The organism is Streptomyces noursei ATCC 11455 (genome assembly GCF_001704275.1).
Lineage (GTDB): Bacteria > Actinomycetota > Actinomycetes > Streptomycetales > Streptomycetaceae > Streptomyces > Streptomyces noursei.
Window position 1 is genome coordinate 7,560,314 of record NZ_CP011533.1, and the last position, 21,286, is coordinate 7,581,599.

The following is a 21,286-nucleotide window of genomic DNA, read 5'->3' on the forward strand; positions in this document are numbered from 1 at the left end:
GAGGTGTGACCCAGACTCGGACAACCAGGCTGGAGCGGGGCCGCAGCGCCCTCGGACCCGCACTGGAGCTCGTACACACCGGACGCGCGCCCACCCGTGCCGTCCTGACCACCGAACTCGGCGTGACCCGCGCGACCGCCGGGGCGGTGGCCGCCGAGCTCGAAGCGCTCGGCCTGATCACCGTCGACTCCCGGCCGCACGCCTCCGCGGGCTCCCAGGGACGGCCGTCCCACCGGTTGTCGGTCAACGAGAACGGCCCGGTCGTGCTCGCCGCACAGATCCACGCCGACGGGTACCGCGCCGCCCTGGTCGGCCTCGGCGGCCGGATCGTCGCCACCACGCCCAGCTGCGGCATCATCCCCGCGGACCCCGCGCAGGTCCTCGCCGAGGTGGTGGAGGCCGGCGCCGCCCTGCTGCGCGACACCGGGCGACGCTGCCTGGGCGCCGGCCTCGCGGTGCCCTCCGCGGTCGCCGAACCGGACGGCGAGGCGCTCAACCCGCTCCACCTGGCCTGGCCTTCGGGCGCCCCGGTACGCGAACTCTTCCTGCGCGCGCTGGCCGACGCCGGCATCCCCGGCGTCACCGAGAAGATCGGCTTCACCGGCAACGACGTCAACCTCGGCGCGCTCGCCGAACACCGGCACGGCGCCGGCCGCGGCGCCCGTCACCTGCTGTGCGTCGCCTCCGGCCACCGGGGCGTCGGCGGGGCCCTGGTGCTCGACGGCCGTCTGCACAGCGGCAGTTCGGGCCTCGCCCTGGAGGTCGGCCACCTCACCGTCCACCCCGAGGGCACGCCCTGCCACTGCGGCAGCCGCGGCTGCCTGGACGTCGAGGCCGACCCGCTCGCCTTCCTCGTCGCCGCCGGCCGGGAGCCCGGACCGGAGGTCTCCCTCCTCCACCAGGCCGGCGAACTCCTCCGCAACGAGTACGCCGACCCGGGCGTACGCGCCGCCGCCGACCTGCTCATCGACCGCCTCGGCCTGGGCCTCGCGGGGCTGGTCAACATCCTCAACCCCGACCGCATCATCCTCGGCGGCCTCCACCGAGCGCTCGTCGAAGCCGACCCCGAACGCCTCCGGGCAGTGGTCGCCGACCGCAGCCTGTGGGGCCGCAGCGGCGGCGTCCCCATCCTCCCCTGCAGCCTGGACCACAACAGCCTCGTGGGCGCGGCGGAGCTGGCCTGGCAGCCGGTGCTGGACGATCCGCTGGTCATTCTCGACGCGTCCGCGTGACAGGGGGCCGCCCACTGCGTGCGGGTCCGCTGCGCGGGGCGGTGCCGCTGCGCGGGGCTGTTCGGCACCTCCCGTGGATGGTCATGGGAACTGGTGGGTGGGGGCGTATGCCGGTGGGCCCCTGCGGGTTCGTTGTGGAGTGGTGACCGTCACCGGACCACCGGCGTCAGCTCCCACTCGCCGTCTTTATGACCCACAACGGGAGGGGACGGGCCGGAGGGGGTGGTGTGCAGGACGTAAAGCGCCAGCAGTCCGGCACACCACCCCCGCAGGCCCGTCACCGCACCCAACAGCCCCGCGCAGCGGACAACGCACGATCCCGCCGCCAGGCGGGCCCGGCCCCGCGCAGCGGACATCGGCCCCCGCCGTCAGGCGGGCACGGCGGGACAGCCGACAACGTGGGAAGCCGGCCAAGCGCAGCGGACAGGCCAACCGTCACGGCCACGCGGCCGCAAACGCACGGGCCGGATTGGTGGTGAGCATCCGGGTCACCGCCGCCGTCCCCACGGCGAGTTCGAGCCGTGGTCGGAGTCTGCGCAGCAGATACCGCATGCCGGGGCCGCCGTTCACCGAGCGGGCGGCGGCCGTCGTGGTGTCGCCGCCGAGCAGGATGCGGTCGGCGAATCCGGCGTCGCAGAGTGCCGCCACCGCGTCCGGCATCCGCCAGTCCGTGCCGTGGTTGGCGCGCGACGGTCCGTCGAAGGCGAGGTACGCGCCGGCCTCGGCGGCCATCCGGTGCACGGCGGGGTCGGGCGAGCGGTTGAGGTGGCCGAGGATCACCCGATCCGGCGGGACCGCCAGTTCGCCGCAGAGCAGGTCGAGGACGTCCAGCGCCCCGGTGCCCAGCTCCAGGTGGACGCCGATGGCCGCGCCGGTCGCCCGGTGGGCCTCGGCGGCGGCCGTCATGGTGCGCCGGGCGTGGTGGTCCAGTCCGTGGAAGCCGCCGGCCACCTTGATCATGCCGGCCCGCGGCCGGGGCTCCGCATCGTCGCCGGTGGTGGTGCCGGTGGCGCCTGTGGCGCCGATGCCCTCGGTCAGTTCGGTGACGAACAGCGCGGCCGGGTCCGCCGGGAGTCCTTCCAGGACGCCGGGGCCGTAGTGCGCCGCCTGATGCAGGCCGGTCGCGGCGACGATCGTCACTCCCGACTCCCGTGCCAGTCGCGGGAGTTCGGCGGCGCGCCGCCCCATGCCGTAGGGCGTCCACTGGATCACGGCCGTCCCGCCGGCCGCGCGGAAGGCGTGCAGTTCGGCGCCGGCCGCCGCGGCGTCGGCCAGCTCCTGGCCGGGCAGCTGGGGGCTGCTCAGGAAGAGGTGGTCGTGCGCGTCGCAGACGCCGAGCCGGTCGGGGGCGAGGTCGCCCAGGACGGTGCGGACGGTGGGGCCGGCGGGCGCGGTGCGGTGGCCGGGGGCGGATGCGGGGCGCGGGGTCACCACTGCCGCCCGCCGTCCAGCCGTGCGAGGTCCGGCGTGGACAGGTGCAGCACCTGGAAGCGCTCGCCGGCCGCGGACTCGGGGGCGGCGCCCGTCCAGAGGGTGAAGTGGACCAGTTCCCAGTGGTGGGGGTCGAGGCCCAGCGCAGTGGTGTGCACCGCCTCCGTGGCCGCCAGTTTCTCGTGGGTGGCGAGTGCGTCCTCGATGGCCGTCGCCACGTCGGCGCTCTCCGGGAGCGGTTCGGTCCGTCGGGTGAAGGTGGCGGGGGCGTGGCCGGCCGCGGGGCCCGGACGGTGGTACAGGCCCTGCCAGTTGTGGACCGCCGGCCGTCCGAAGTCCCGGATCACGCCGCGGAACCCGTCGCCCGTCAGGAAGCGGTTCATCGCCGCCTGGTCGGCCCAGAGGTAGAACGGCGCGTACTGGTTGACCGGCGAGCCGTCGGTGCCGCGCTCCCGGATGCCGTACGCCTTCAGGCCGAGGCCCTCGAAGGTGTCCAGCAGGTGGCCCCTGGTCCGCACCCGGTGCCGGATGATCTCCATGTCGTAGTCGGCGGGCAGGGTGACGCTGTACTGCATGGCGTGCATGGCGGCTCCGAGGAGGAAGGGGCAGGTCAGGGGGTGGGCGTGGTCTGCGCGGCGAGCAGCGCGAGCAGGCCGTGCACGGCCGCGTCGAAGGGTGCGGGGTCCTCGGCCGCCCGGGCCAGGACGTAGCCGCCCTGGACGACCGCGGCGACGCTGGCCGCGACGGCCGCCGGATCGAGGGCGTCGGACAGTTCGCCGTGTCGCTGCCCCTCGGCGAGGACCTCGGCGATCCGGCGCCGGAGCCAGCCGAACATCTCGTCCAGCGGCGCCCGGAGTTCGGGGTCCTGCACCACGTCGCGGTCCTGCGTCATCCGCCCGATCGGGCAGCCGCGCAGCACCTGCCGCTCCCGCAGCAGATAGGCCGCGACGCGGTCGTACGCCGTGCCGGGAGCGGCGAAGATCTCCTCGGCCGTCGCCCGCATGTCGTCCGCGGTGCGTCGGATCGCCGCCAACGCGAGGTCGGACTTGCCCGCGAAGTGGTGGTACATGCTCCCCTGTCCCACCCCCGCGTGCTGGAGGATCGCCTTGGGGCTGGTGCCGACGTAGCCGCGCTCCCACAGGAGTTCCTGGGTGCTGATGACGAGCCGTTCCTGAGTGCTGCCGGGCGGGGGCGTGCCGGCCGCCGCTGCGCTGTCCCGTGTGCTGCTCATACGGCGACTGTACATACCAGTAGTTACAAAGATCAAGAGCGAGGTGGGAGGGGCGCGGCTCCGGGGCGGGGTACTCCCGGGGGGAGGGGCGGTACCCCGTGCGTCGTACGCGCACTGTCGCCGGGCGTACGACGACGCGCGGGGCCGGGGGAGCGAGTCTCGAAGGCGTAACCCGGCGACTCCGGCCGGCCCGTGGGTGGAGATCGTCCGGCGCGTCCCGTCAAGGAGCTGACTTCCATGAACGCATTGGCAGAACACTGGTCCGGCGGCGGCCCGGGTCCCTGGATCCTGTTCGTCCCGCTCGTCTGGGCGGCCGTCGTCCTCGGTGCGGTGACCCTGCTGCGCCGCACCGTGTGGCGACACGGCGGCCCCGGCCGGGCCTTCCGCGGGCCGTGGCCCGGCCCCCGGCCCGCGGGCGGCGGTGACACCCCGACGCCGATCGCCGTCCTGGGGCGCCGGTTCGCCGCCGGCGAGATCGACGAGGAGGAGTACTGGCGGCGGCTGTCCGTACTGGAGGAGCACTTCGGCGCCGGCCGCAAGGGGGGCGCGGCGGCCTGAATCCCCGCGTCAGCCGACCCTCGCGCTCCGGTTCCGGGGGCGGGGGTCGGTGCCCGCTTCCTCCAGTGGCGCGGTGTCCCAGTGGGTGCGCAGCGCGCGGGCCCCTTCGGGGGCGGTGGTCAGGGCGGGGAGGGTGAACCAGACGACCTTGCCCGGGGTGTGCGGGCGTACCCCCCAGCTCTCGCTGAGCGCCGCGATCAGCGCCAGCCCGCGGCCGGAGGTCTCCCAGCTGTCGGCGGTCCGCAGGCGCGGCAGCCGGGGATCGAGATCGTGCACCGAGACCGTCAACTGGTCGAGCAGGACGCAGAGTTCGACGGTGCACTGCTTGCTGGGGCGGGCGTGCCGGTGGACGTTGGCCAGGAGCTCGGTCACCCCGAGCGAGGCCGGGTCGATCAAGGCGTCGAGATGCCAGTGCCGCAGCTGCGCGGAGACGATCCCGCGCACATGGCCGATGCGGGCCGGGACGGCCTGGAGCTCCACCGTGCAGTGTCTGCTGGGCTGCCTGATCACGACCGCGACTCCCTGATGAGGCCGGGCGCCCCTCGTACCGGGGAGGGGCGAAGATCGGAACCAGCGATACCGGCTGCGCCACAGCGTCATCGCTGGTGAACCCTCAGTGATACGTGTCCAGGGTCGGGCAGGCGGTGCACCGCCGCAACCGCACCGGCTCGGCCGTGGGGGCTGTCCGGTGTATCGGGGCGCACGGGGCCCCGGCCGGCGTTCACGCGCGTGGCCGACGGGCCGCCTGTACGGCGTTGAGGAAGCGGTCCCGGGCGCCCAGCGTGAGGGAGTAGCGGTTGCCGTTGAGGATGGCGAGCGCCCGGTCGCGGGCCGCGAACAGGGGCTTGTGGGCCTCCACCGCGCCGAGCGGGGCGCTGTCGATCTCCCTGCCGTAGCTGGTCAGCAGCGCCAGCCGGCCGCCGCTGATGCGGACCTGCCCCGCCCTGGTCAAGGACCGCAACGACCGCTCGATCCGTACGCCGGTCGCGTTGTATTCCGGCTCGGCCATCCTCACCACTCCCCGGTGTCGCGGGCGGGTGTCGTCCACCGCCCCCCGTAGGGAAGTTTGCCGCCACCGCGCCCCGTACACCAGTGCCGCATGGGGCGCAAAGGCGCACAACACCCTTCCCCCAGGGCCTCCTTGGGGCCTCTCAAAGTGATGTTTATGCAGGTGAGAAGCGTGCGCCGGGTGGTTATAGTCGAAACCGGCCCGACCTTCCAAGCGGGCCCGTAGACCCCTGGAGGAGCGCGCCGGTGAGCACCGCACAACAGCCGCAGAGCCGGCCTGGAGACCAGGAAAAGGCCCCGTCGGTCCAGCCGACCGTCGATGTGGACCGCTCGGATCAGGACTACCGGCACTGGCTCAACGAAGCCGTCCGCAAGGTCCAGGCGGACGCCAACCGCACCGCCGACACCCATCTGCTGCGCTTCCCGCTGCCCGAGAAGTGGGGCATCGACCTCTACCTCAAGGACGAGTCGACGCACCCCACCGGCAGCCTCAAGCACCGGCTGGCCCGCTCGCTCTTCCTCTACGGGCTGTGCAACGGCTGGATCCGCCCCGGGAAGCCGGTGATCGAGTCCTCCAGTGGCTCCACGGCCGTCTCGGAGGCGTACTTCGCGTCGCTGATCGGCGTGCCGTTCATCGCGGTGATGCCGGCCACCACCAGCCGGGAGAAGACCCGGTTGATCGAGTTCCACGGCGGCACCTGTCACCTGGTCCAGGACCCGCGGACGGTCTACGAGGTCTCCGCCCGGCTCGCCGCCGAGTCCGGCGGCCACTACATGGACCAGTTCACCTACGCCGAGCGGGCCACCGACTGGCGGGGCAACAACAACATCGCCGAGTCGATCTACCAGCAGCTGCGGCTGGAGCGCTACCCCGAGCCGACCTGGATCGTCGCCACCGCCGGCACCGGCGGCACCTCCGCGACCATCGCCCGCTACGTCCACTACATGCAGTACGACACCCGGATCTGCGTCCCCGACCCGGAGAACTCCTGCTTCTTCGACGGCTGGCTCGCCGGCGACGCCTCGACCGACTGCGCCACCGCGTCCCGGATCGAGGGCATCGGCCGGCCGCGCATGGAGCCGAGCTTCCTGCCCGGCGCGATCGACCGGATGATGAAGGTCCCGGATGCGGCCAGCGTCGCCGCCGTCCGCGCGCTGGAGCGGGCGATCGGCCGCAAGGCGGGCGGCTCGACCGGCACCGGGCTGTGGAGCGCCCTGAAGATCGTCGCGGAGATGGTCGCCGAGGGCCGCACCGGTTCCGTGGTGACGCTGCTGTGCGACCCCGGCGACCGCTACCTCGACAAGTACTACTCGGACGACTGGCTGGCCGAGCAGGGGCTCGACATCGCCCCCTATACCCGGACCATCGAGCACTTCCTCGACACCGGCTCCTGGGGCGACTGAGGCGCCCGCGCCGGCCGGGCCAGCGGCATCAGCCAGCGGAACGGCGCCGGGCCGTCCGCCGCGAACGTCCACCGCACCCGGGTCCCGGCGCCGGCCGGCGTCAGTCGCCAGTCCTCCAACAGGGCCTGCAAAGCTGGGGCGTTGGTGGTGTCGACCCGGTAGGCGTAGCGTGCGGCGGGCTCGGCGGCCATGAGCGTCTCGCCGAACCGGGTGCCGCCGGTGAGGCGCACCTCGCGGCCGAGGCCGTCATCCGTCGGTGCGGCCCGTGCGACGCCGGTGAACCAGTCCGCCCAGCCCGGTACGTCGTCCGCCAGTGCGGCGTAGACGACCTCGGGCGGGGCGGCGGCCTCGGCGGTGAACACCAGCCGCAGCGGCGCCGATACGGCGAAGTCGAGCGCGACGGGGCGGAGTCGTCGGGCCATGGGGCGCACACCTCCTGCGGGCGGGTCCTGCTGCGCCGGACACCATAGTTGACGTGGCGTCAGCTGTCTGCGTCGCCCGTCGGCTCGCCCGCCACCACCAGCTCCGTGGACCGGTCCGCGAACTCGGCCCGCGCCTCGGCGGACAGCCCGGCGTCCGTCACCAGCACATCCACCTCGTCCAGCGCGGCGAACGAACTCAGGCCGACCGTGCCCCACTTGGTGTGGTCGGCGACCACCACCACCCGCCGCGCGGACCGCACGAAATGCCGGTTGGTCTCCGCCTCCGCGAGATTGGGCGTGGACAGTCCCGCTTCCACCGATATGCCGTGTACCCCGAGGAAGAGCAGGTCGAAGTGGAGCGACCGGATCGCGGCGTCCGCCACCGGGCCGACGAGGGTGTCCGACGGCGTGCGCATCCCGCCCGTCAGCACCACCGTCGCGGCCTCCGCGGCCGGCCGGCCCTCGCCGCCGCTGGCCGCCGCCCGCTGGGCGTTGTAGAACACATCGGCCACCCGCACCGAATTCGTCACCACCGTCAGCTCCGGCACCTCCAGCAGCCGCTGCGCCAGCGCGTACGCCGTCGTGCCGCCCGCCAGCGCGATCGCGCTGCCCGGTACCGCCAACTCGGCCGCCGCCTTGGCGATCTCCGCCTTGGCGCTCAGCTCCAGCCCCGACTTCGCCTCGAAACCCGGCTCGTGCGCGCTGGGATCGCCCACCGGAAGGGCGCCGCCGTGCACCTTCTCGATCATGCCCTGGCGGGCGAGTGCGTCCAGATCGCGACGGACCGTCATATCCGAGACGCTCAGCCGGCGGGTCAGTTCGTTGACCCGCACGCCGCCGCGTCGCCTGACCTCGTCGAGGATCAGGGCCCGCCGCTGCTCCGCGAGGAGATTCTGGTTGTCGCCCACCGCGGCCCGTCCCTTCCACCCGGCTCACCGCCCCGGGTCCTTCCGCCGGCTGTCCGCCGCCTGCGATCTGTGCTGACCACATCCTCGCACGCGGGTCCGACAGCCACCCCGATCCGGGCACACCACAAGTGGGGAACGGCAACCGCCGTCCCGGGAGCCACAACCGGCGCTCCGGGAACCGGAACCGGGGTGCGAACGCTCCCAGAGGGCAGGGACAATCCGAAGCGGCGGCCCACGCACCACCGACCACGACCGACCCCGGCCGCCCCACAACACCGCACCGCACTGACATCGGGGGAGAGCCAGTGGAGACCGCGGCCACCACACCACCACCCGCCCGCTCGACGGATCCCGGTCCGACGAGGGGCGCACCACCGGCCACCGCACCGCAGCCGCAGCTCGCCCTGGAGCTGCTGGTCCACGGTGTCGGCGGCACCACCCCGCAGGAGATGCTCGGCGACCCGCGGGTCCAGCGGATCACCGGCGACGACACCGCCGCCTGCTACCGCCGCACCGACGACGCGGACGCCGAGCAGCGGCCCGACGACTACCGGACCGAGCCGGTCCGCGAGGCGTACTGCTGGTCCAACCTCACCTCCGGCAACGGTGCCCGCGCGCTCTGGCTGGTCCTGCTGCCGTTCATGGTCGCCAACCTCGCCCACTGGATGCGCCCGGCCGCCCCGCCCGACCACCGGGGGCAGCGGATCTACGACCTCCTGGTGCGGCTGCTCGCCCTCACCCTCACCGTCCTGCTGGCCGCCGCGGCCTGCGAGGTCGCCCTCGACCTCAGCGCCTGGCAGTGCGCCGGCACCCCGGTCTGCGTCACCGGCAAGTCCTGGCTGGGCTTCCTCGACCCCGCGGGCGGCGGCTGGTGGAGCACGCCCGGCCGCCGCCTGGTCCTCGCCTCCCTGCTGCCCCTGCTGGTCGTCGGCTTCCTGTGGTGGCTCTCGCACCGCACCTGGAGCGCCTACGAGTCCGCCTCCCCGCCGCCGCGTCGCCCCGGCGCCTCCCGTGACACCCCCGCCCACGAGCGCACCGCGCTGGGCCTGGACGGCTTCTGGTACGGCCGCCGGCTCGTCGCCCGGCTGCGCGCCGCGCACACCGCGGCCGGGGTGCTGACCATCGCCGCCGCCCTGCTCGTCGCCTCCCTCCGGACCGACAGCCGGGCCGGCGCCACCGCCCTGACCGCCGTCGGCCGGACCCTGACCGGCCTGGTCCTGCTGCTCGCCGCCGGCACCCTGGTCATCGTCTGGCGCACCGCCCGCAGCGAGGCGGCCCGCGACGAGGAGACCGACCGCCTCGCCGTGCGGGCGCTGCCGTACGCCGCGCTGGCGGTGCTCGCGCTCACCGCCGGCTATGCCGCCTGGGTCCGGCCGGCGGCGCGGAGCCACGGCCCGCTGCCCGGTGTCGCGGCGTTCGGCGGGATCGCCGTCTGCCAGAGCGTGCTGGTGCTGGCCCTGGTGGTGACCGCCTGGTTCCTCCAGCGCGCCGCCCGGGACGAGACCCGGACCGCGCTGCGCGGCATGGGCGGGCCGGCCGTCGCGCTGCTGTCCTGTGCGGTCGCCGGGGTGCTGTCCGGGGGAGTGGCCCAGCGGTTCGCCGACTGGATCGACGGGCCCGCCACCCCCGGCCAGGACCACGCCCCGATCCCCGGGCCGCCGGTGGTGCTCTCCTGGCAGGCGTCGGTACTGCCCGCGCTGCTGGTGGTGGTCGCGGCCGTCGCCGTCCTGGCCGGCGTCCGGGTGCTGGCCGTCCGCAAGCGCGTCGCCAGGGACGTCCCCGGCCTCTACGACCCGCGCGAGCGCCCCGACGTGCTGCGCACCGAGCGCATCGCGGGCACCATCGCCCGCGCCGGACTCACCGACGCGGCGCCGGTCCTGGTGGCCGCCATCGCCGCCGTCACCCTCGTCCTGGGCGCCGGCGCGGTGGCCGGCGCCTGGCTCACCGACCGCGCGCCCGGCCGCGCCACCGAGGGCGCCGCGCCGTTCGTGCACGCCGCCGCCGAGACCGCCGAGTCCCTCGGCTCCTGGCTGATGGGCGCCGGCGTGATCCTGCTGCTCACCATGGGCCGGCGCGCCTACCGCGACCACTCCGCCCGCCGCACCATCGGCATCCTCTGGGACGTCGGCACCTTCTGGCCGCGCGCCGCGCACCCCTTCGCGCCGCCCTGTTACGCCGAGCGCGCCGTCCCCGACCTCACCTGGCGGATGGCCACCTGGACCGAGCAGTACGACGGCCGACTGGTGATCTCCGGCCACTCCCAGGGCAGCGTGCTGGCCGCGGCGGCCGTCTGGCAGCTGGATCTCGTCACCCGCAGCCGGGTCGCCCTGCTCACCTACGGCAGCCCGCTGGAACGCCTCTACGGCCGTTGGTTCCCCGCCTTCTTCGGCCCGCCCGCCCTCACCGGCCTGCACCGCGAGATGGACGACTGGCGCAACCTGTGGCGCTTCACCGACCCCATCGGCGGCCCGATCCTGCTCTCCTGCGAGGACGGCCGGGCCGTCGACGAGGGTCCGCTGCGCGACCCGCTCGCCTTCGGTCGCACCCTGCAGAACCCGCTGCCCGCCCAGATCCTGGGCCACGGCGACTACCAGGCTGATCCGGTCTTCGACCGGGTGCGCGCCGAACTGCTCGCCCGGCTGGGCCCGGGGATACCGGCCCAGCGCACCAACTGCACCGAGGGTCAGGCGAGTTCGGGCAGGTCCTCGGCGTAGAGCAGGCTCAGGTCGTCGGTGCTCGGGTCGGTGAGCTTGGCGACCCGACCCGCGTGCCGCTCGACCATCGCCTCGAACGTCTGCCGTGCCGTCCGGCCGTTGCCGAACGACGGCCCCTTGGGCAGCGCCGTGAAGTACGTGAGCAGCGCCTCGCCGGCCCCGTCGGCGAGGCGGTACTCGTGCTCCTCGCCCTGCTGCTCGACGATCCGCAGCAGTTCCTCCGGCGCGTAGTCACCGAACCTGATGGTCCGTGAGAAACGCGACGAGATACCCGGGTTGACCGCCAGGAACCGCTCCATCTCCGCGGTGTAGCCGGCCACGATGACCACCACCGCGTCCCGGTGGTCCTCCATCAGCTTCACCAGGGTGTCGATGGCCTCCTTGCCGAAGTCCCGCCCGGAGTCCTCGGGGGAGAGGGCGTACGCCTCATCCACGAACAGCACCCCGCCGCGGGCCCGGTCGAACGCCTCCTGGGTGCGGATCGCCGTCGAGCCGATGTGCTCGCCCACCAGGTCCACCCGCGACACCTCGACCAGATGGCCGCGCTCCAACACCCCCAGGGAGTGCAGGATCTCGCCGTACAGCCGGGCCACCGTGGTCTTGCCGGTCCCGGGGGAGCCGGTGAACACCAGGTGGCGGCGGACGGACGCGGCCTTCAGGCCGGCCTCCTGCCGGCGGCGCCCCACCTCGATCATGTTGATCAGGGTGCGCACCTCCCGCTTGACGCTGTCCAGCCCCACCAGGGTGTCCAGTTCGCCCAGCACCTCTTCGGCGGGCCGGCCGGTCACCGGCGGCTGTGGGGGCGCGGCGACGGCCGGCGCCGGGCGCGGCGCCGGGACGTTGCCCAGCAGGCCGGCGGTCTGGGTGGCCTGCTGCACCGCCGGGGCGGTCACCGTCGGCTCCTGCGGGGCCCGGCTCTCGTCGCTGGTGCAGTCCTCGACCGTGGGCCCGCCGCCGCTGCCGTCGCCGAGCGCGTCGGCGAACTCGTACCCGCCGCGCGCGCACCGCTCCGTACGGCACCGGGTCAGCGTCGTGCGGCAGCCGTCGATCACATGGAAGCCGAAGCCGGAACTGCCGGTGACCCGGCAGCTGTGGAAGGTGCCGCGGCCCTCCGCCGAGACGTAGAAGCCGGCCTCGGTCGGCGAACTGACCGTGCACCCCTCGATGGTGGGGTCCGCGCCCTTGGTGACGATCACGCCGGTCTGTGCCCCGTCGACGGTGCAGTTGGCGAGCGTGCCGCCGCTGCCGTGGTCGCGGAACCACGCACCGGTCGAGACCTCCCGGATCCGGCAGTCGTCCAGCTGGACGGTGGCGCCGTCGCTCACCGACACCGCGGTGTTGCGGACCTGCGCGATGTCGCAGTCCACGACGTCGGCCCGGGAGCCCCGGTCCAGGACGAACAGCGCGTCGGGGACGTCGTGCACCCGCGTCGAGTCCAGCACCGCGGTCGCGCCGTCGCTGACCCACACCGCCGGGTAGTCGCCCGTACTGTCGTGGATCTCGCACTGGTTGGCGTCCACCCGGGTGCCCGGGTCCCACACCGACAGGCCGTTGCGCCCGAAGTGCCGCACGGTGCTGCGGGTCAGCGTCAGCACCGACCGGGACCGCAGGTCCACCGCGTTCTCCGGGATGTCGTGGATGTCGCAGTCGGCGAGGGTGAGCACCGCGTCGGTGTCCAGGGTGACGCCGTCCGCGGTGGTGCGGTGCACCGTGCAGTCGGTGAGGTGGCCGGCGGCCCGCGCCGCGACCTGGATGCCGGTGCCCTTGATCTCGTACAGCTCGCAGCCCACCGCCTCGACCGCGCTGCCCTCGCCCGACAGCGACAGCCCGGCGCCCGAGGTGTGGTGGATCCGGCAGTTCTCCAGCCGCGGGTGGGCGCCGCCGCGCACCGCCACCCCGGCCTGGCCGGCGGCCATCACCTCGCACTCCTCGAAGACCCCGCCGGCGCCGTCCAGGACGCTGATGCCGACCCCGCCGGCGTTGTCGACCGTGCAGCGCCGCACCGTCGGACGGGCCCCGCCGCGCACCTCGATCCCCGCCGCGGACCGGGTCACCACCCGGATGTCGGTCAACTCGGGGGCGCCGTCCTCCACCAGCAGCGCCGGCGACGCCGAGTCGGTCGCCTCCAGGTGCAGGTCGTGGACGGTGGCCGAGGCCCGTATCGTCAGCGCCACCCCGTCGGCCGGCGCGATCCGCACCGAGCCGCGCGACCCCTCCGGCCCGCGCAGCGTCACCGCCCGCTGGAGCACCAGGTTCTCCCGGTAGGTCCCGGCCGGCACGGTCAGGACGTCACCGTCCCCGGCGGCCTCCAGGGCGGCGGCGAGCGAACTGTACTCACCGGTGCGGCGCCGCCAACGCGACGTTCCGGAGTGCGTCACCTGGACGGAACCCACACCCTTGGACCGTACGGATTGCGGACCGTTTCCGCTGGTCAGAGGATTGAAAGATGAATGACGCTCGCCCACTGGTGGACCTCCTCCTTCGGAAAAGCAAGATCGTTCGGGAGGGAGAACAGGCCCTCAGCTTGCGTGCACAAGAGGATAGGGGGCGGCGGTGGGCCGACGAGAACGGCTACCAGGTGCGCAGGGTTTGGAAGGAGAACCTTTCAGCCTGGTCTGACGTGCAACGTCCGCAGTACGACGCCGCCATGGCTGCCGTCCTCGGCGGCGAGACCGACGCATTGTGGTGTGCCTTCCTGGACCGGTTCAGCCGCAAGGGTGCCGAAGCTGTGGTCCCCATCCTGGGAACCGCCCGCGTCATCTTCGACTACGAGCGTCTGGACAGCTCGAACGAGCGTGACCGGCGCTGGATCATCCAGCGGGCGGAAGACGCGTACGAGTACAGCCAGCGACTCAGTCACAACGTACGCACCACCAAGGATCGCCAGCGACGAGAGGGCCGTTGGCTGTCCGCTGCACCCCTCGGCTTGGAGATCAACGACCCGAAGGACCGGAAGATACGCCCGGCGGAGCGCTGGGGCGTCATCGAGGACGTGTTCTACCAGATAGCCGGAGGTAAGGCCGCCCGCGCGCTGGCCCGTGAGTACAACAGCGCAGGCATGCGCACGGCCACAGGTAAGGACTTCACCGCTGGCACGGTCCGAGACATCGTGGATAACCCCGTGTACGAGGGTTGGCAAGTCGGAAGCGGCGGCAAGGGCCAGAAGCGGCGGCAGGCGTACCGAGATGAAAGGGGCCGGAAGGTGGGCGTTGCTGAAGACATGGCCCGCATGATCCCCTCTGACCTGGCGGAGCGGGCGCGCAGAGTTCTGCACGGTCACCAGTTGCCGGAAGGGTTCCGACCCGGCCGAACTCTGCATCTCCTTACGGACCTTGTGCGTTGCGCCGGCTGCGGCTCCGCCATGACAGCGTCAGGGCAGTCCACGGCGTGCTCCCGCAACATGCACGGCGGAGTGTGCCCGGCCCCGGCCAGCGTGAAGCGCATGACGCTGGAGCAGTACGTGACGAAGGAATGGTTGTGGCGTTTGGGCGAGTTGGAGATGGGCGACCCGCTGATGGCGGCTGTGGCGCAGCGCTGGCAGGCGCTCAACGCCCCGGAGGAGACGGAGGAGGCGCGAGAGGCCGTGGCAGCCGTGAAAGCCGCCGAGGCGGCCGTTCAGCGGCTTGTCGAGGACCGGCAAGCGGGCCTGTACGACGGTGCGGCAGGCAAGCACTACCCACGTCTGCTGAAGCAGGCTGAGGCGGACCTGGCGGCAGCTGCGGAGAGGCAAGCGAAGTTCGCCGGGCCGAGGATTGATCTGACGATGTTCGACGACCTGGATATGTTCGAGCAGATGTGGGAGGCGTCCGACCTGTCCGCCAAGCGTGACCTGCTGCGGCTTGCCATTGACCGCGTAACGGTCACCAAGGCTCCGGGCCAGGGGCACAAGTTTGTGGGCAAGAAGCGAGTCACCGTCGAGTGGGCGGAACCCGAGCAGGTCGCGTAGGCGATGGAAAGGCCGAGGAATTCGACCGTGTGATGCAGGATCGAGAGCCACATCACATTGAGGGAGCCAAGCCCGCCAAGGGTTCGACTCCCTCTCGCGTTGAGCTAGCCCGGCCGAACAGAGAGTGACCAAAGGGGCGGTTCTGGGGCCGAAAAACGGCCCCAGCGTCCTTCTTTTCTATATCCGTACGTAAGAAAGTAGGTGCGTGGGGCCGTTTTTCGGCCCCAAGGCCGGAGCGCGGGGCTGGGACCTCCCGGCGGCCTGTCACGGTCCCCATCTAATTCAGATGAAGGCGGGCCCCACGCCGCGGACTCCAGCGTCCGACGTGGAGGCGTGAGCGTCGCGCCCGCCCGGCTCCTCCCGCGCGCCCCGGTGTCTTCCGGGATGACGCGCGGGAGTTGAGCCCCAGGCCCCGTAGCTCAATGGGAGAGCGCCCTACCGACGGTCGGGGGTGCCGGTTCGATTCCGGCCGGGGTCGCCTACGGGTGGGTAGGGGCGCAGTGTCGGCGCGCACCCTGCCCTAGTGGGCCCGGCTGGTCGTCGGTGCTGAACACGGCGTTAGTGACGGTTCGATTCCGCCTGCCCTACACATCGCCCAAAACTTCGGCCAGCTTTGCCGTCTTGCCGGCTAGGACTTCGAATTGGAAATTCGTCGCGGGCGCGTTATATGCCAGTTGGCCCATGAGGGCATTGTTCGAGGTATTAAGCACCCAATTGAGCGAGTCACCGACGGTGCCGCCGCCGGGTGCATCTGCGCTTTGGGCCTGGGACGGAACAGTCAGGATCCCGAGGAAGACAACGGTTCCGAGGGCGACGGCAGCGATACGGCGCATGGCGATTGCCTTTCAGCAAAGGGGGAGTTAGGGCTGACTCGGCGGCTGGTTCGAGTCGCCCGAGGGCTGCCCATGCCTACGTATGACCATGCACTGATCACCCGAATGGGAGTGCTGAAACGATCCCCCACCTACTTGTTCGGAGGTGCCCCCTTGCTCCGTAGACCCCACCCCCCTTGCTCTGTTCCCGGATGCCCCGGGCTGACCACGGTTGGGCGCTGTGAGCATCATCGACGTGAGGCGGGCGGCGCGGAAAGGAATCTCTTTGCCCTGGATGGGTAGTGACCGGCGTTCTCGGCTGCCCCGCAACTGGCCCGTACTGCGCCTGTCCGTCCTGAAGCGGGATGGCTTCCAGTGCGTGGCGGTCCTGCGGGACACGGGGGCGCGGTGCACGGCACCAGCCACGGACGTGGACCACATCGTCCCGGGCGACGACCACGACCCGGCGAACCTTCAGGCGCTGTGCCGGTGGCATCACGCGCGGAAGTCCAGCGCGGAGGGTGCGGCGGCCAGGCGGAGGCGGGTGTCCAGGCGGAGGCCGGCGGAGCGGCATCCGGGAGAACTGGGCTGAGCAATTGCGCCCGTCGCTCTATGATCCATCAGCGAGAAGACCCTGTGTAATACCGTCAGTCCTGCCTTCCCATAGGTAGGAGGGGTCCAGGAATCGATCTCGGAGATCGGCCCCACCGCACTGGTTGAGGGGGGAGGCCACGGGGAGGCCGGCGAGATTACCGGTGGCCGTTCCGTTGCCATGGGCCACCTTGCCGCTGACGTGCGCTACGGCGTGGCGGTTTGCGCAACCATTGTCGAACGCCGGCGACGCGATCACGATGATTCCGCCGGCGGATGCGGGGGCGGCGCTGGCTAGTCCCGCTCCGAGTGCGGCAGTGGTGAGCCCGAGTGCGGTGGCGAGTGTCCTGCGTGCGGTCATGCTCGGGTAACGACGGATCGCAGCCTCGGGAGCCGCTTTCGCACCGTCCGATGTGTCCGATTCACCCTGGGGGTGACCCCAGTCACATCATGAGAAAGACCGAAGCGTGATAGCGGCTCAGAATGTGTACGGGTTCCAAGGTCGTTCGACGGGGGGCGCTGACCGGCTACGCCCCCGTCGAACGGAATCGCCCGCATTAGGGCGCGTCCGATAGGTCAGCGCCGGGTCGGAAGGCCGGTCGAGCGGGGGAGTGCGGCAGGAGGTGAGCTCGCTGCCACGTGGCGTGCCTCGGTCGGCGAGGCGACGGGGGTGGCTTGAAAGGCCGTGGTGATCTTGTGGGTCTCGTGCGTGGTGGGGATCATGGCGCGGCCCGCTGCTGTGGATGCGGCGGCAGAGAGGAGCGGCTGTGGCCGCCAGCGGATTCCAGGGCATCAAGCCCGAGCTGACCATTGCTTCTTTGGGGGATGCCGGGCACGGCAAGACCACGACGGCCACCGCGCTGGCCAGGGTGCTGGCGAAGGCCGCGGGGGGCGAGGCCAGGGCAGGAGAGGTGGCCCTCGGCAGCGGTGTCCGGCGCTTCGACTACGAGACGTCCCAGCGCCGGTACCGGCACCTCGACTGCCCCGGTGCCGACGTCACCAGTCTCTTGAAGTCGCACTCGGTGGACGGTGCTGTCCTGGTCGTCTCCGCGTTGGACGGCGTTATGCCCCAGGCTCGTGAGCACGTGCGTGAGGCCCGTGCGGCGGGCGTGCCGGCGATCGTCACGCTCCTCAACAAATACGACGGGATGGTGGGTCCCGACGCTGATGAAGTGGTCGATCTGGTCGAGATGGAGATCCGCCTGCTGCTCAGCCGGCACGGCTACGACGACGATGGCAATGCGCCCGTGATCCGTGGTTCCGCTCAGCGGGCTGCGCAGGACGACCCCATGTGGACCAATCGGGTGGCCTGGCTGGGAGAGGCGCTGGACACCCACCTGCCCGTTCCCCCGGCAGGGGCGCCACGGGCGCAGATTCCTACCCGGGCCCGTCTGGTCGCCAGGCACAGCGGCAAGGTGCTGGACGTCGACGGCGGCGCCGCGAAGAACGACAACGGCGCCCGCATCCAGCAGTGGGACTGGGTTGGCTGGGAAAACCAGAAGTGGCGCATCGAGCCGGTCGGCGACAGCTACTACCGCCTGGTGGCCAAGCACAGCGGCAAGGTGCTGGACGTAAGCGGAGGTCCGGGCGAAACGCGTAACGGGGCGCGTGTCCACCAGTGGGAGTGGGTGGGCGGCGACAACCAGAAGTGGCGCATCGAGCCGGTCGGCGATGGCTACTACCGTCTGGTGGCCAAGCACAGCGGCAAGGTGCTGGACGTCGACGGCGGCGCGGCGAAGAACGACAACGGCACGCACGTCCAGCAGTGGGACTGGGTTGGCTGGGAAAACCAGATGTGGCGCCTGGACCCGATCCAGGACAGCGACTGGTAGGCCCCCAGCACCGCGCTCACGACACGCCCTCTCCCCTGCTGAACGCTGAACGCCGTGGTCGGCGAAGCGGCCACGGCGTCCAGCACCTGTCCGGCGGGCCGTTGGAACGGCTGTCCATCGTCCTCAGTCAGGACACAGAGACAGGCTGATCGTGCGTGACCCGTCGGACAGTGCCTAGTCGTGAGGACAGTTGCGGATCTCATCCCTGACAGCCCGGATCGACCTGATCGCTGTGCGGGCCTTGCGGCAAACGCGTGGGACCTGGTCAAGTGCGTGACTGGAGACCCACACGATGCCGGTGACGGTACTTACGGCGGTCGCAGCCCACCCGACGTACTCCATGTGCCCGACGAATCCTTCCCTTTGAGGGCGGTCGGGCAAAGCAAAAAAGGCGTGCTCGGCCCAACCACACACCTGTGGTCGTAACCGAGAGACGCCCTCGACGGCCCGTATGCGGCTCGTTCCTAGCGGCCGCATACAGAGTACGAATCTCGAAACGTGATACTGGGAGAAACGTGTATCGCTGATCCCCCGCGCTCGCCCGTCGCGCATTCGCAGGGTGAAAACCTAGACCAGTACAGGTTAGAGGCGAGCAGTTGCGAGGTCAAACCCCCTGGTGGCAGGCCAAGTTGTGCTACCCATCAACAGATGACCCCGGAGGCGACACCATGCCGGGCCCTGTCCCGAAGAGAAGCGATCAGCGCCGGCGGCGCAACCAACCGGACGGTCCCGCCCTGGTGAAGGCGGAGGCCGGCAAGGCCCCGACGATCCCCCGAGCCTCCGGCAACTGGCACCCGATCGCGAAGCGCTGGTTCCAGTCGCTGAAGGACAGCGGCCAGGCCCAGTTCTACGAGCAATCGGACTGGCTCACAGCGGTGTACGTGGCGGAGGCCATGAGCCGGAACTTGGGCCAGTCGAACTTCTCTGCCCAGCTCTTCCAGTCGGTCATGTCGGCGATGACGGACCTACTGACGACGGAGGGTGCCCGGCGTCGGGCGCGTGTGGAGTTGGAGCGGGGCGACGCCGGGGAGGACGCGGCGGAGGCGGCTCGCGTGACGCTCATGGAGGCGTACCGGAAGGCGGCGGGTGGGTGACCTTGGCATTGGAACCGGTCCGTACGTGGCCGGACACAGTGCCGGACGAGACGAGGACCCTGGGGTGGGACGTGCTCCGGTGGACCTCCCGCTACCTCCTTCAGCCGGACGGCCCTGACGCGGGCCAGCCGTGGCGCTTCACGGACGAACAGGTCCGAATAGCGCTCCGCTGGTTCGAGATCAACGACGCCGGGGAGTTCACCCGACGACAGGGCACCATTCGGCGCTTGAAGGGTTGGGGGAAGGACCCGTTCCTGGCGGCTCTGGCGGCCGTGGAGTTCGTGGGTCCGTGCCGCTTCGGCGGGTGGCGGGCAGACGGGAGGCCCATCGCGGTTCCGCACCCGGCTCCGTGGGTCCAGGTCTGCGCGGTCAGTAAGGATCAGACCCGGAACACGATGCGTCTGTTCCCCGGCATGTTCTCGCCGGAGTGCATCGCGGAATTCGGCATCGACCTGGGCAAGGAGATCATCTACTCCCGTGCGGGCGGCGTGATCGAGGCGGTGACCAGCTCACCGCGTGCCCTGGAGGGTGGCCGGTCCACGTTCGTGGTGATGAACGAGACCCACCACTGGGTCCAAGCCAACGGCGGCCACGAAATGGCGATGACCATCGCGGGCAACGTGGGCAAGAGCCGTGGCGGCGGCGCTCGAACCATGGAGATCACGAACGCTCCTCTTCCCGGGGAGGACTCCGTGGCCGAGCAGACTTGGCACGCCTGGAGCAAGTGGGCGGAGGGCAAGAGCCGGGATTCCGGCCTGTATTACGACTCTGTGGAGTCCCCGCCCGTGGATCTGTCCGATCCGGACCAGCTTCGGGCCGGGATCATCGCGGCCCGGGGCGATGCGGACTGGCTGGACGTGGAGTGGATCGTCTCCACGATCTACTCCGGCCACATGCCGCGGAGCCGGTCCCAGCGCATGTTCCTGAATCAACTGGTGACCGCCGAGGACCAGTTGATCAGCCCAGAGGACTGGGATAACTGCGCGGTGGATGACCGCCTGGAGGACGGCGACGCGGTGACCCTCGGGTTCGACGGTGGCCGGACCGACGACTCCACAGCCTTGGTGGCCGTTCGAATACGAGACCGCCTGATCGTTCCCGTGGCGGTCTGGGAAAAGCCCGACGGCCCGGCTGGCGACAAGTGGGAGGTGGACCGCCAGGCCGTGGACGGTGCGGTCCGCAACGCCCTGGAGCGCTTCGACGTCCAGGCGTTCTTTGCAGACGTGGCGCTGTGGGAGTCCTATGTGGACGCCTGGAGCGAGGAATACCGGGACCGCCTGGTCATCAAAGCCAGTCCGCAATCCGCTGTGGGGCGGGACATGCGTGGCGGCCTCCAGGAACTCACTCTGGCCAATGAGCGGCTGGTGGCGGCCGTGGAGGACGGACAGCTCCGGCACTTGGGCGAGGACGCCCCGTTGGGGCGCACGCTGCGCCGGCACGTGTTGAACGCCCGGCGCCGGCCGAACCGGTACGGCCTGTCCTTCGGGAAGCCGAACCGGGAGTCGGCCCACAAGGTCGACGCCTACGCGGCCATGCTGTTGGCCGACTTGGCGCGGCATCGACTGATCGAATCCGGCAAGACCCGGGCCCCGGAGAGGTCCGGGTCCGTGTACTTCTTCTAGACGTCGTGCTCCAAGAGCCACATTGCGTGTTCTTGCCGTGCATAGCCTCGCGGGTTTTCCTCCCAGCACGGCGCGTGTGCCGGGATGGGGCCGCGAGTTGTGCGGTGCTGAGAGTCGTACTCGATCAGTGCGTGTGCGTAGTGGACGGCGTCCAAGACAGTGTCAGCGCTGTGAAGCGCGGTCAGTGGGCCGCCCGGATCATCGGTTTCCGCGAGGCGGTCCAGGGCGGCAGCGCGGCGGACCAGGTATTCGCGTGCGAGATGGCCGCCTTGGTTGTCGTCGGACAGGATTCCCAGTCGCTGTACGGCAGTCAGCTCACGTAAGAACTGTTCCTTCACGTTGGCCTCCGTTGTTCTGGATGGGTCCAGGGTGGCGCAACGGCATGGCCGTGTCCGCACTCCGAGTGCACACCAGTGGTGATGTGCGCCATGCCGCACGTCGGATGAACATGCCTAGTGCCGTGTCAGTCAACGTTTGCCCT

18 protein-coding genes and 1 tRNA gene are annotated in these 21,286 nt (G+C 71.3%); 9 read left to right on the top strand and 10 right to left on the bottom strand.

Going from position 1 to position 21,286, the window contains the following annotated elements; translation table 11 throughout:
• Positions 1-5 precede the first annotated feature (5 nt).
• Positions 6-1,232 (top strand): ROK family protein, encoded by a 1,227-nt coding sequence (locus SNOUR_RS32170; protein ID WP_067354031.1) that lies wholly within the window; start codon positions 6-8, stop codon positions 1,230-1,232.
• Positions 1,233-1,667: 435 nt separating this feature from the next.
• On the opposite strand, the gene SNOUR_RS32175 is transcribed toward SNOUR_RS32170, so the two are convergent.
• Genes SNOUR_RS32175 through SNOUR_RS32185 form a run of 3 tightly spaced genes read right to left on the bottom strand, consistent with a single transcriptional unit; the run spans position 1,668 to position 3,894 of the window.
• Positions 1,668-2,666, bottom strand: coding sequence for a phosphotriesterase family protein (locus tag SNOUR_RS32175; protein WP_099055741.1), 999 nt, complete (start codon positions 2,664-2,666; stop codon positions 1,668-1,670).
• Positions 2,660-3,247 carry a DUF4865 family protein gene (locus SNOUR_RS32180; protein ID WP_067354033.1) on the bottom strand — a complete coding sequence of 196 codons (588 nt, stop codon included), beginning with the start codon at positions 3,245-3,247 and terminating at the stop codon, positions 2,660-2,662. Before SNOUR_RS32180 ends, SNOUR_RS32175 begins: the two co-directional genes overlap by 7 nt.
• A gap of 26 nt (positions 3,248-3,273) precedes the next feature.
• Positions 3,274-3,894 (bottom strand): TetR/AcrR family transcriptional regulator, encoded by a 621-nt coding sequence (locus SNOUR_RS32185; RefSeq protein WP_067354035.1) that lies wholly within the window; start codon positions 3,892-3,894, stop codon positions 3,274-3,276.
• Between the two features lie 237 nt (positions 3,895-4,131).
• Between SNOUR_RS32185 and SNOUR_RS32190 the strand changes: the two genes are divergently transcribed.
• Positions 4,132-4,452 carry an SHOCT domain-containing protein gene (locus SNOUR_RS32190; RefSeq protein WP_067354038.1) on the top strand — a complete coding sequence of 107 codons (321 nt, stop codon included), beginning with the start codon at positions 4,132-4,134 and terminating at the stop codon, positions 4,450-4,452.
• Positions 4,453-4,461: 9 nt separating this feature from the next.
• On the opposite strand, the gene SNOUR_RS32195 is transcribed toward SNOUR_RS32190, so the two are convergent.
• Both SNOUR_RS32195 and SNOUR_RS32200 read right to left on the bottom strand, forming a co-directional pair.
• Complete coding sequence (locus SNOUR_RS32195) at positions 4,462-4,962, bottom strand: ATP-binding protein (RefSeq protein ID WP_067354040.1); 501 nt, start codon at positions 4,960-4,962, stop codon at positions 4,462-4,464.
• A gap of 211 nt (positions 4,963-5,173) precedes the next feature.
• Positions 5,174-5,461, bottom strand: coding sequence for a hypothetical protein (locus SNOUR_RS32200; protein ID WP_067354043.1), 288 nt, complete (start codon positions 5,459-5,461; stop codon positions 5,174-5,176).
• A 245-nt stretch (positions 5,462-5,706) separates the two neighbouring features.
• On the opposite strand from SNOUR_RS32200, the gene SNOUR_RS32205 reads away from it, so the two are divergent.
• Positions 5,707-6,864: a PLP-dependent cysteine synthase family protein gene (locus tag SNOUR_RS32205; protein ID WP_174717919.1), complete on the top strand. Its 1,158-nt coding sequence runs from the start codon at positions 5,707-5,709 to the stop codon at positions 6,862-6,864.
• On the opposite strand, the gene SNOUR_RS32210 is transcribed toward SNOUR_RS32205, so the two are convergent.
• Together SNOUR_RS32210 and SNOUR_RS32215 are read right to left on the bottom strand one after the other, a co-directional pair.
• Positions 6,813-7,286, bottom strand: coding sequence for an SRPBCC family protein (locus SNOUR_RS32210; RefSeq protein ID WP_067354047.1), 474 nt, complete (start codon positions 7,284-7,286; stop codon positions 6,813-6,815). The genes SNOUR_RS32205 and SNOUR_RS32210 overlap by 52 nt on opposite strands.
• Positions 7,287-7,345: 59 nt before the next feature.
• Entirely contained in the window at positions 7,346-8,194 is an 849-nt protein-coding gene (locus SNOUR_RS32215; RefSeq protein WP_067354048.1) for a DeoR/GlpR family DNA-binding transcription regulator, read from the bottom strand.
• A gap of 305 nt (positions 8,195-8,499) precedes the next feature.
• Here SNOUR_RS32215 and SNOUR_RS32220 point away from each other — a divergent pair, with 305 nt between their 5' ends.
• A complete protein-coding gene (locus SNOUR_RS32220; RefSeq protein ID WP_174717920.1) occupies positions 8,500-10,908 on the top strand; it encodes a hypothetical protein in 2,409 nt (802 codons plus the stop codon).
• On the opposite strand, the gene SNOUR_RS32225 is transcribed toward SNOUR_RS32220, so the two are convergent.
• Complete coding sequence (locus tag SNOUR_RS32225) at positions 10,878-13,301, bottom strand: right-handed parallel beta-helix repeat-containing protein (RefSeq protein WP_067354051.1); 2,424 nt, start codon at positions 13,299-13,301, stop codon at positions 10,878-10,880. The genes SNOUR_RS32220 and SNOUR_RS32225 overlap by 31 nt on opposite strands.
• A gap of 53 nt (positions 13,302-13,354) precedes the next feature.
• On the opposite strand from SNOUR_RS32225, the gene SNOUR_RS32230 reads away from it, so the two are divergent.
• Both SNOUR_RS32230 and SNOUR_RS32235 read left to right on the top strand, forming a co-directional pair.
• Positions 13,355-14,854 carry a recombinase family protein gene (locus SNOUR_RS32230; RefSeq protein ID WP_079142991.1) on the top strand — a complete coding sequence of 500 codons (1,500 nt, stop codon included), beginning with the start codon at positions 13,355-13,357 and terminating at the stop codon, positions 14,852-14,854.
• Positions 14,855-15,262: 408 nt separating this feature from the next.
• A tRNA-OTHER gene (locus SNOUR_RS32235) sits at positions 15,263-15,332 on the top strand.
• A gap of 106 nt (positions 15,333-15,438) precedes the next feature.
• On the opposite strand, the gene SNOUR_RS46460 is transcribed toward SNOUR_RS32235, so the two are convergent.
• Positions 15,439-15,687 (bottom strand): hypothetical protein, encoded by a 249-nt coding sequence (locus SNOUR_RS46460; RefSeq protein WP_159425943.1) that lies wholly within the window; start codon positions 15,685-15,687, stop codon positions 15,439-15,441.
• A gap of 1,337 nt (positions 15,688-17,024) precedes the next feature.
• Here SNOUR_RS46460 and SNOUR_RS32245 point away from each other — a divergent pair.
• From SNOUR_RS32245 to SNOUR_RS32255, 3 genes are all read left to right on the top strand, one after another.
• The gene (locus tag SNOUR_RS32245) at positions 17,025-18,089 is read left to right on the top strand and encodes an RICIN domain-containing protein (protein WP_067354056.1); all 1,065 of its coding nucleotides are present in this window, start codon (positions 17,025-17,027) and stop codon (positions 18,087-18,089) included.
• Positions 18,090-18,757: 668 nt separating this feature from the next.
• Positions 18,758-19,183 (top strand): phage terminase small subunit, encoded by a 426-nt coding sequence (locus SNOUR_RS32250; protein WP_067354058.1) that lies wholly within the window; start codon positions 18,758-18,760, stop codon positions 19,181-19,183.
• A gap of 395 nt (positions 19,184-19,578) precedes the next feature.
• On the top strand, positions 19,579-20,805 hold the full coding sequence (locus SNOUR_RS32255) for a terminase large subunit domain-containing protein (RefSeq protein ID WP_312634169.1): 1,227 nt from the start codon (positions 19,579-19,581) through the stop codon (positions 20,803-20,805).
• Here the strand turns inward: SNOUR_RS32255 and SNOUR_RS46465 are convergent.
• Entirely contained in the window at positions 20,802-21,143 is a 342-nt protein-coding gene (locus SNOUR_RS46465; protein WP_159425944.1) for a hypothetical protein, read from the bottom strand. The two genes, SNOUR_RS32255 and SNOUR_RS46465, sit on opposite strands and share 4 nt — an antisense overlap.
• Positions 21,144-21,286: the final 143 nt, after the last annotated feature.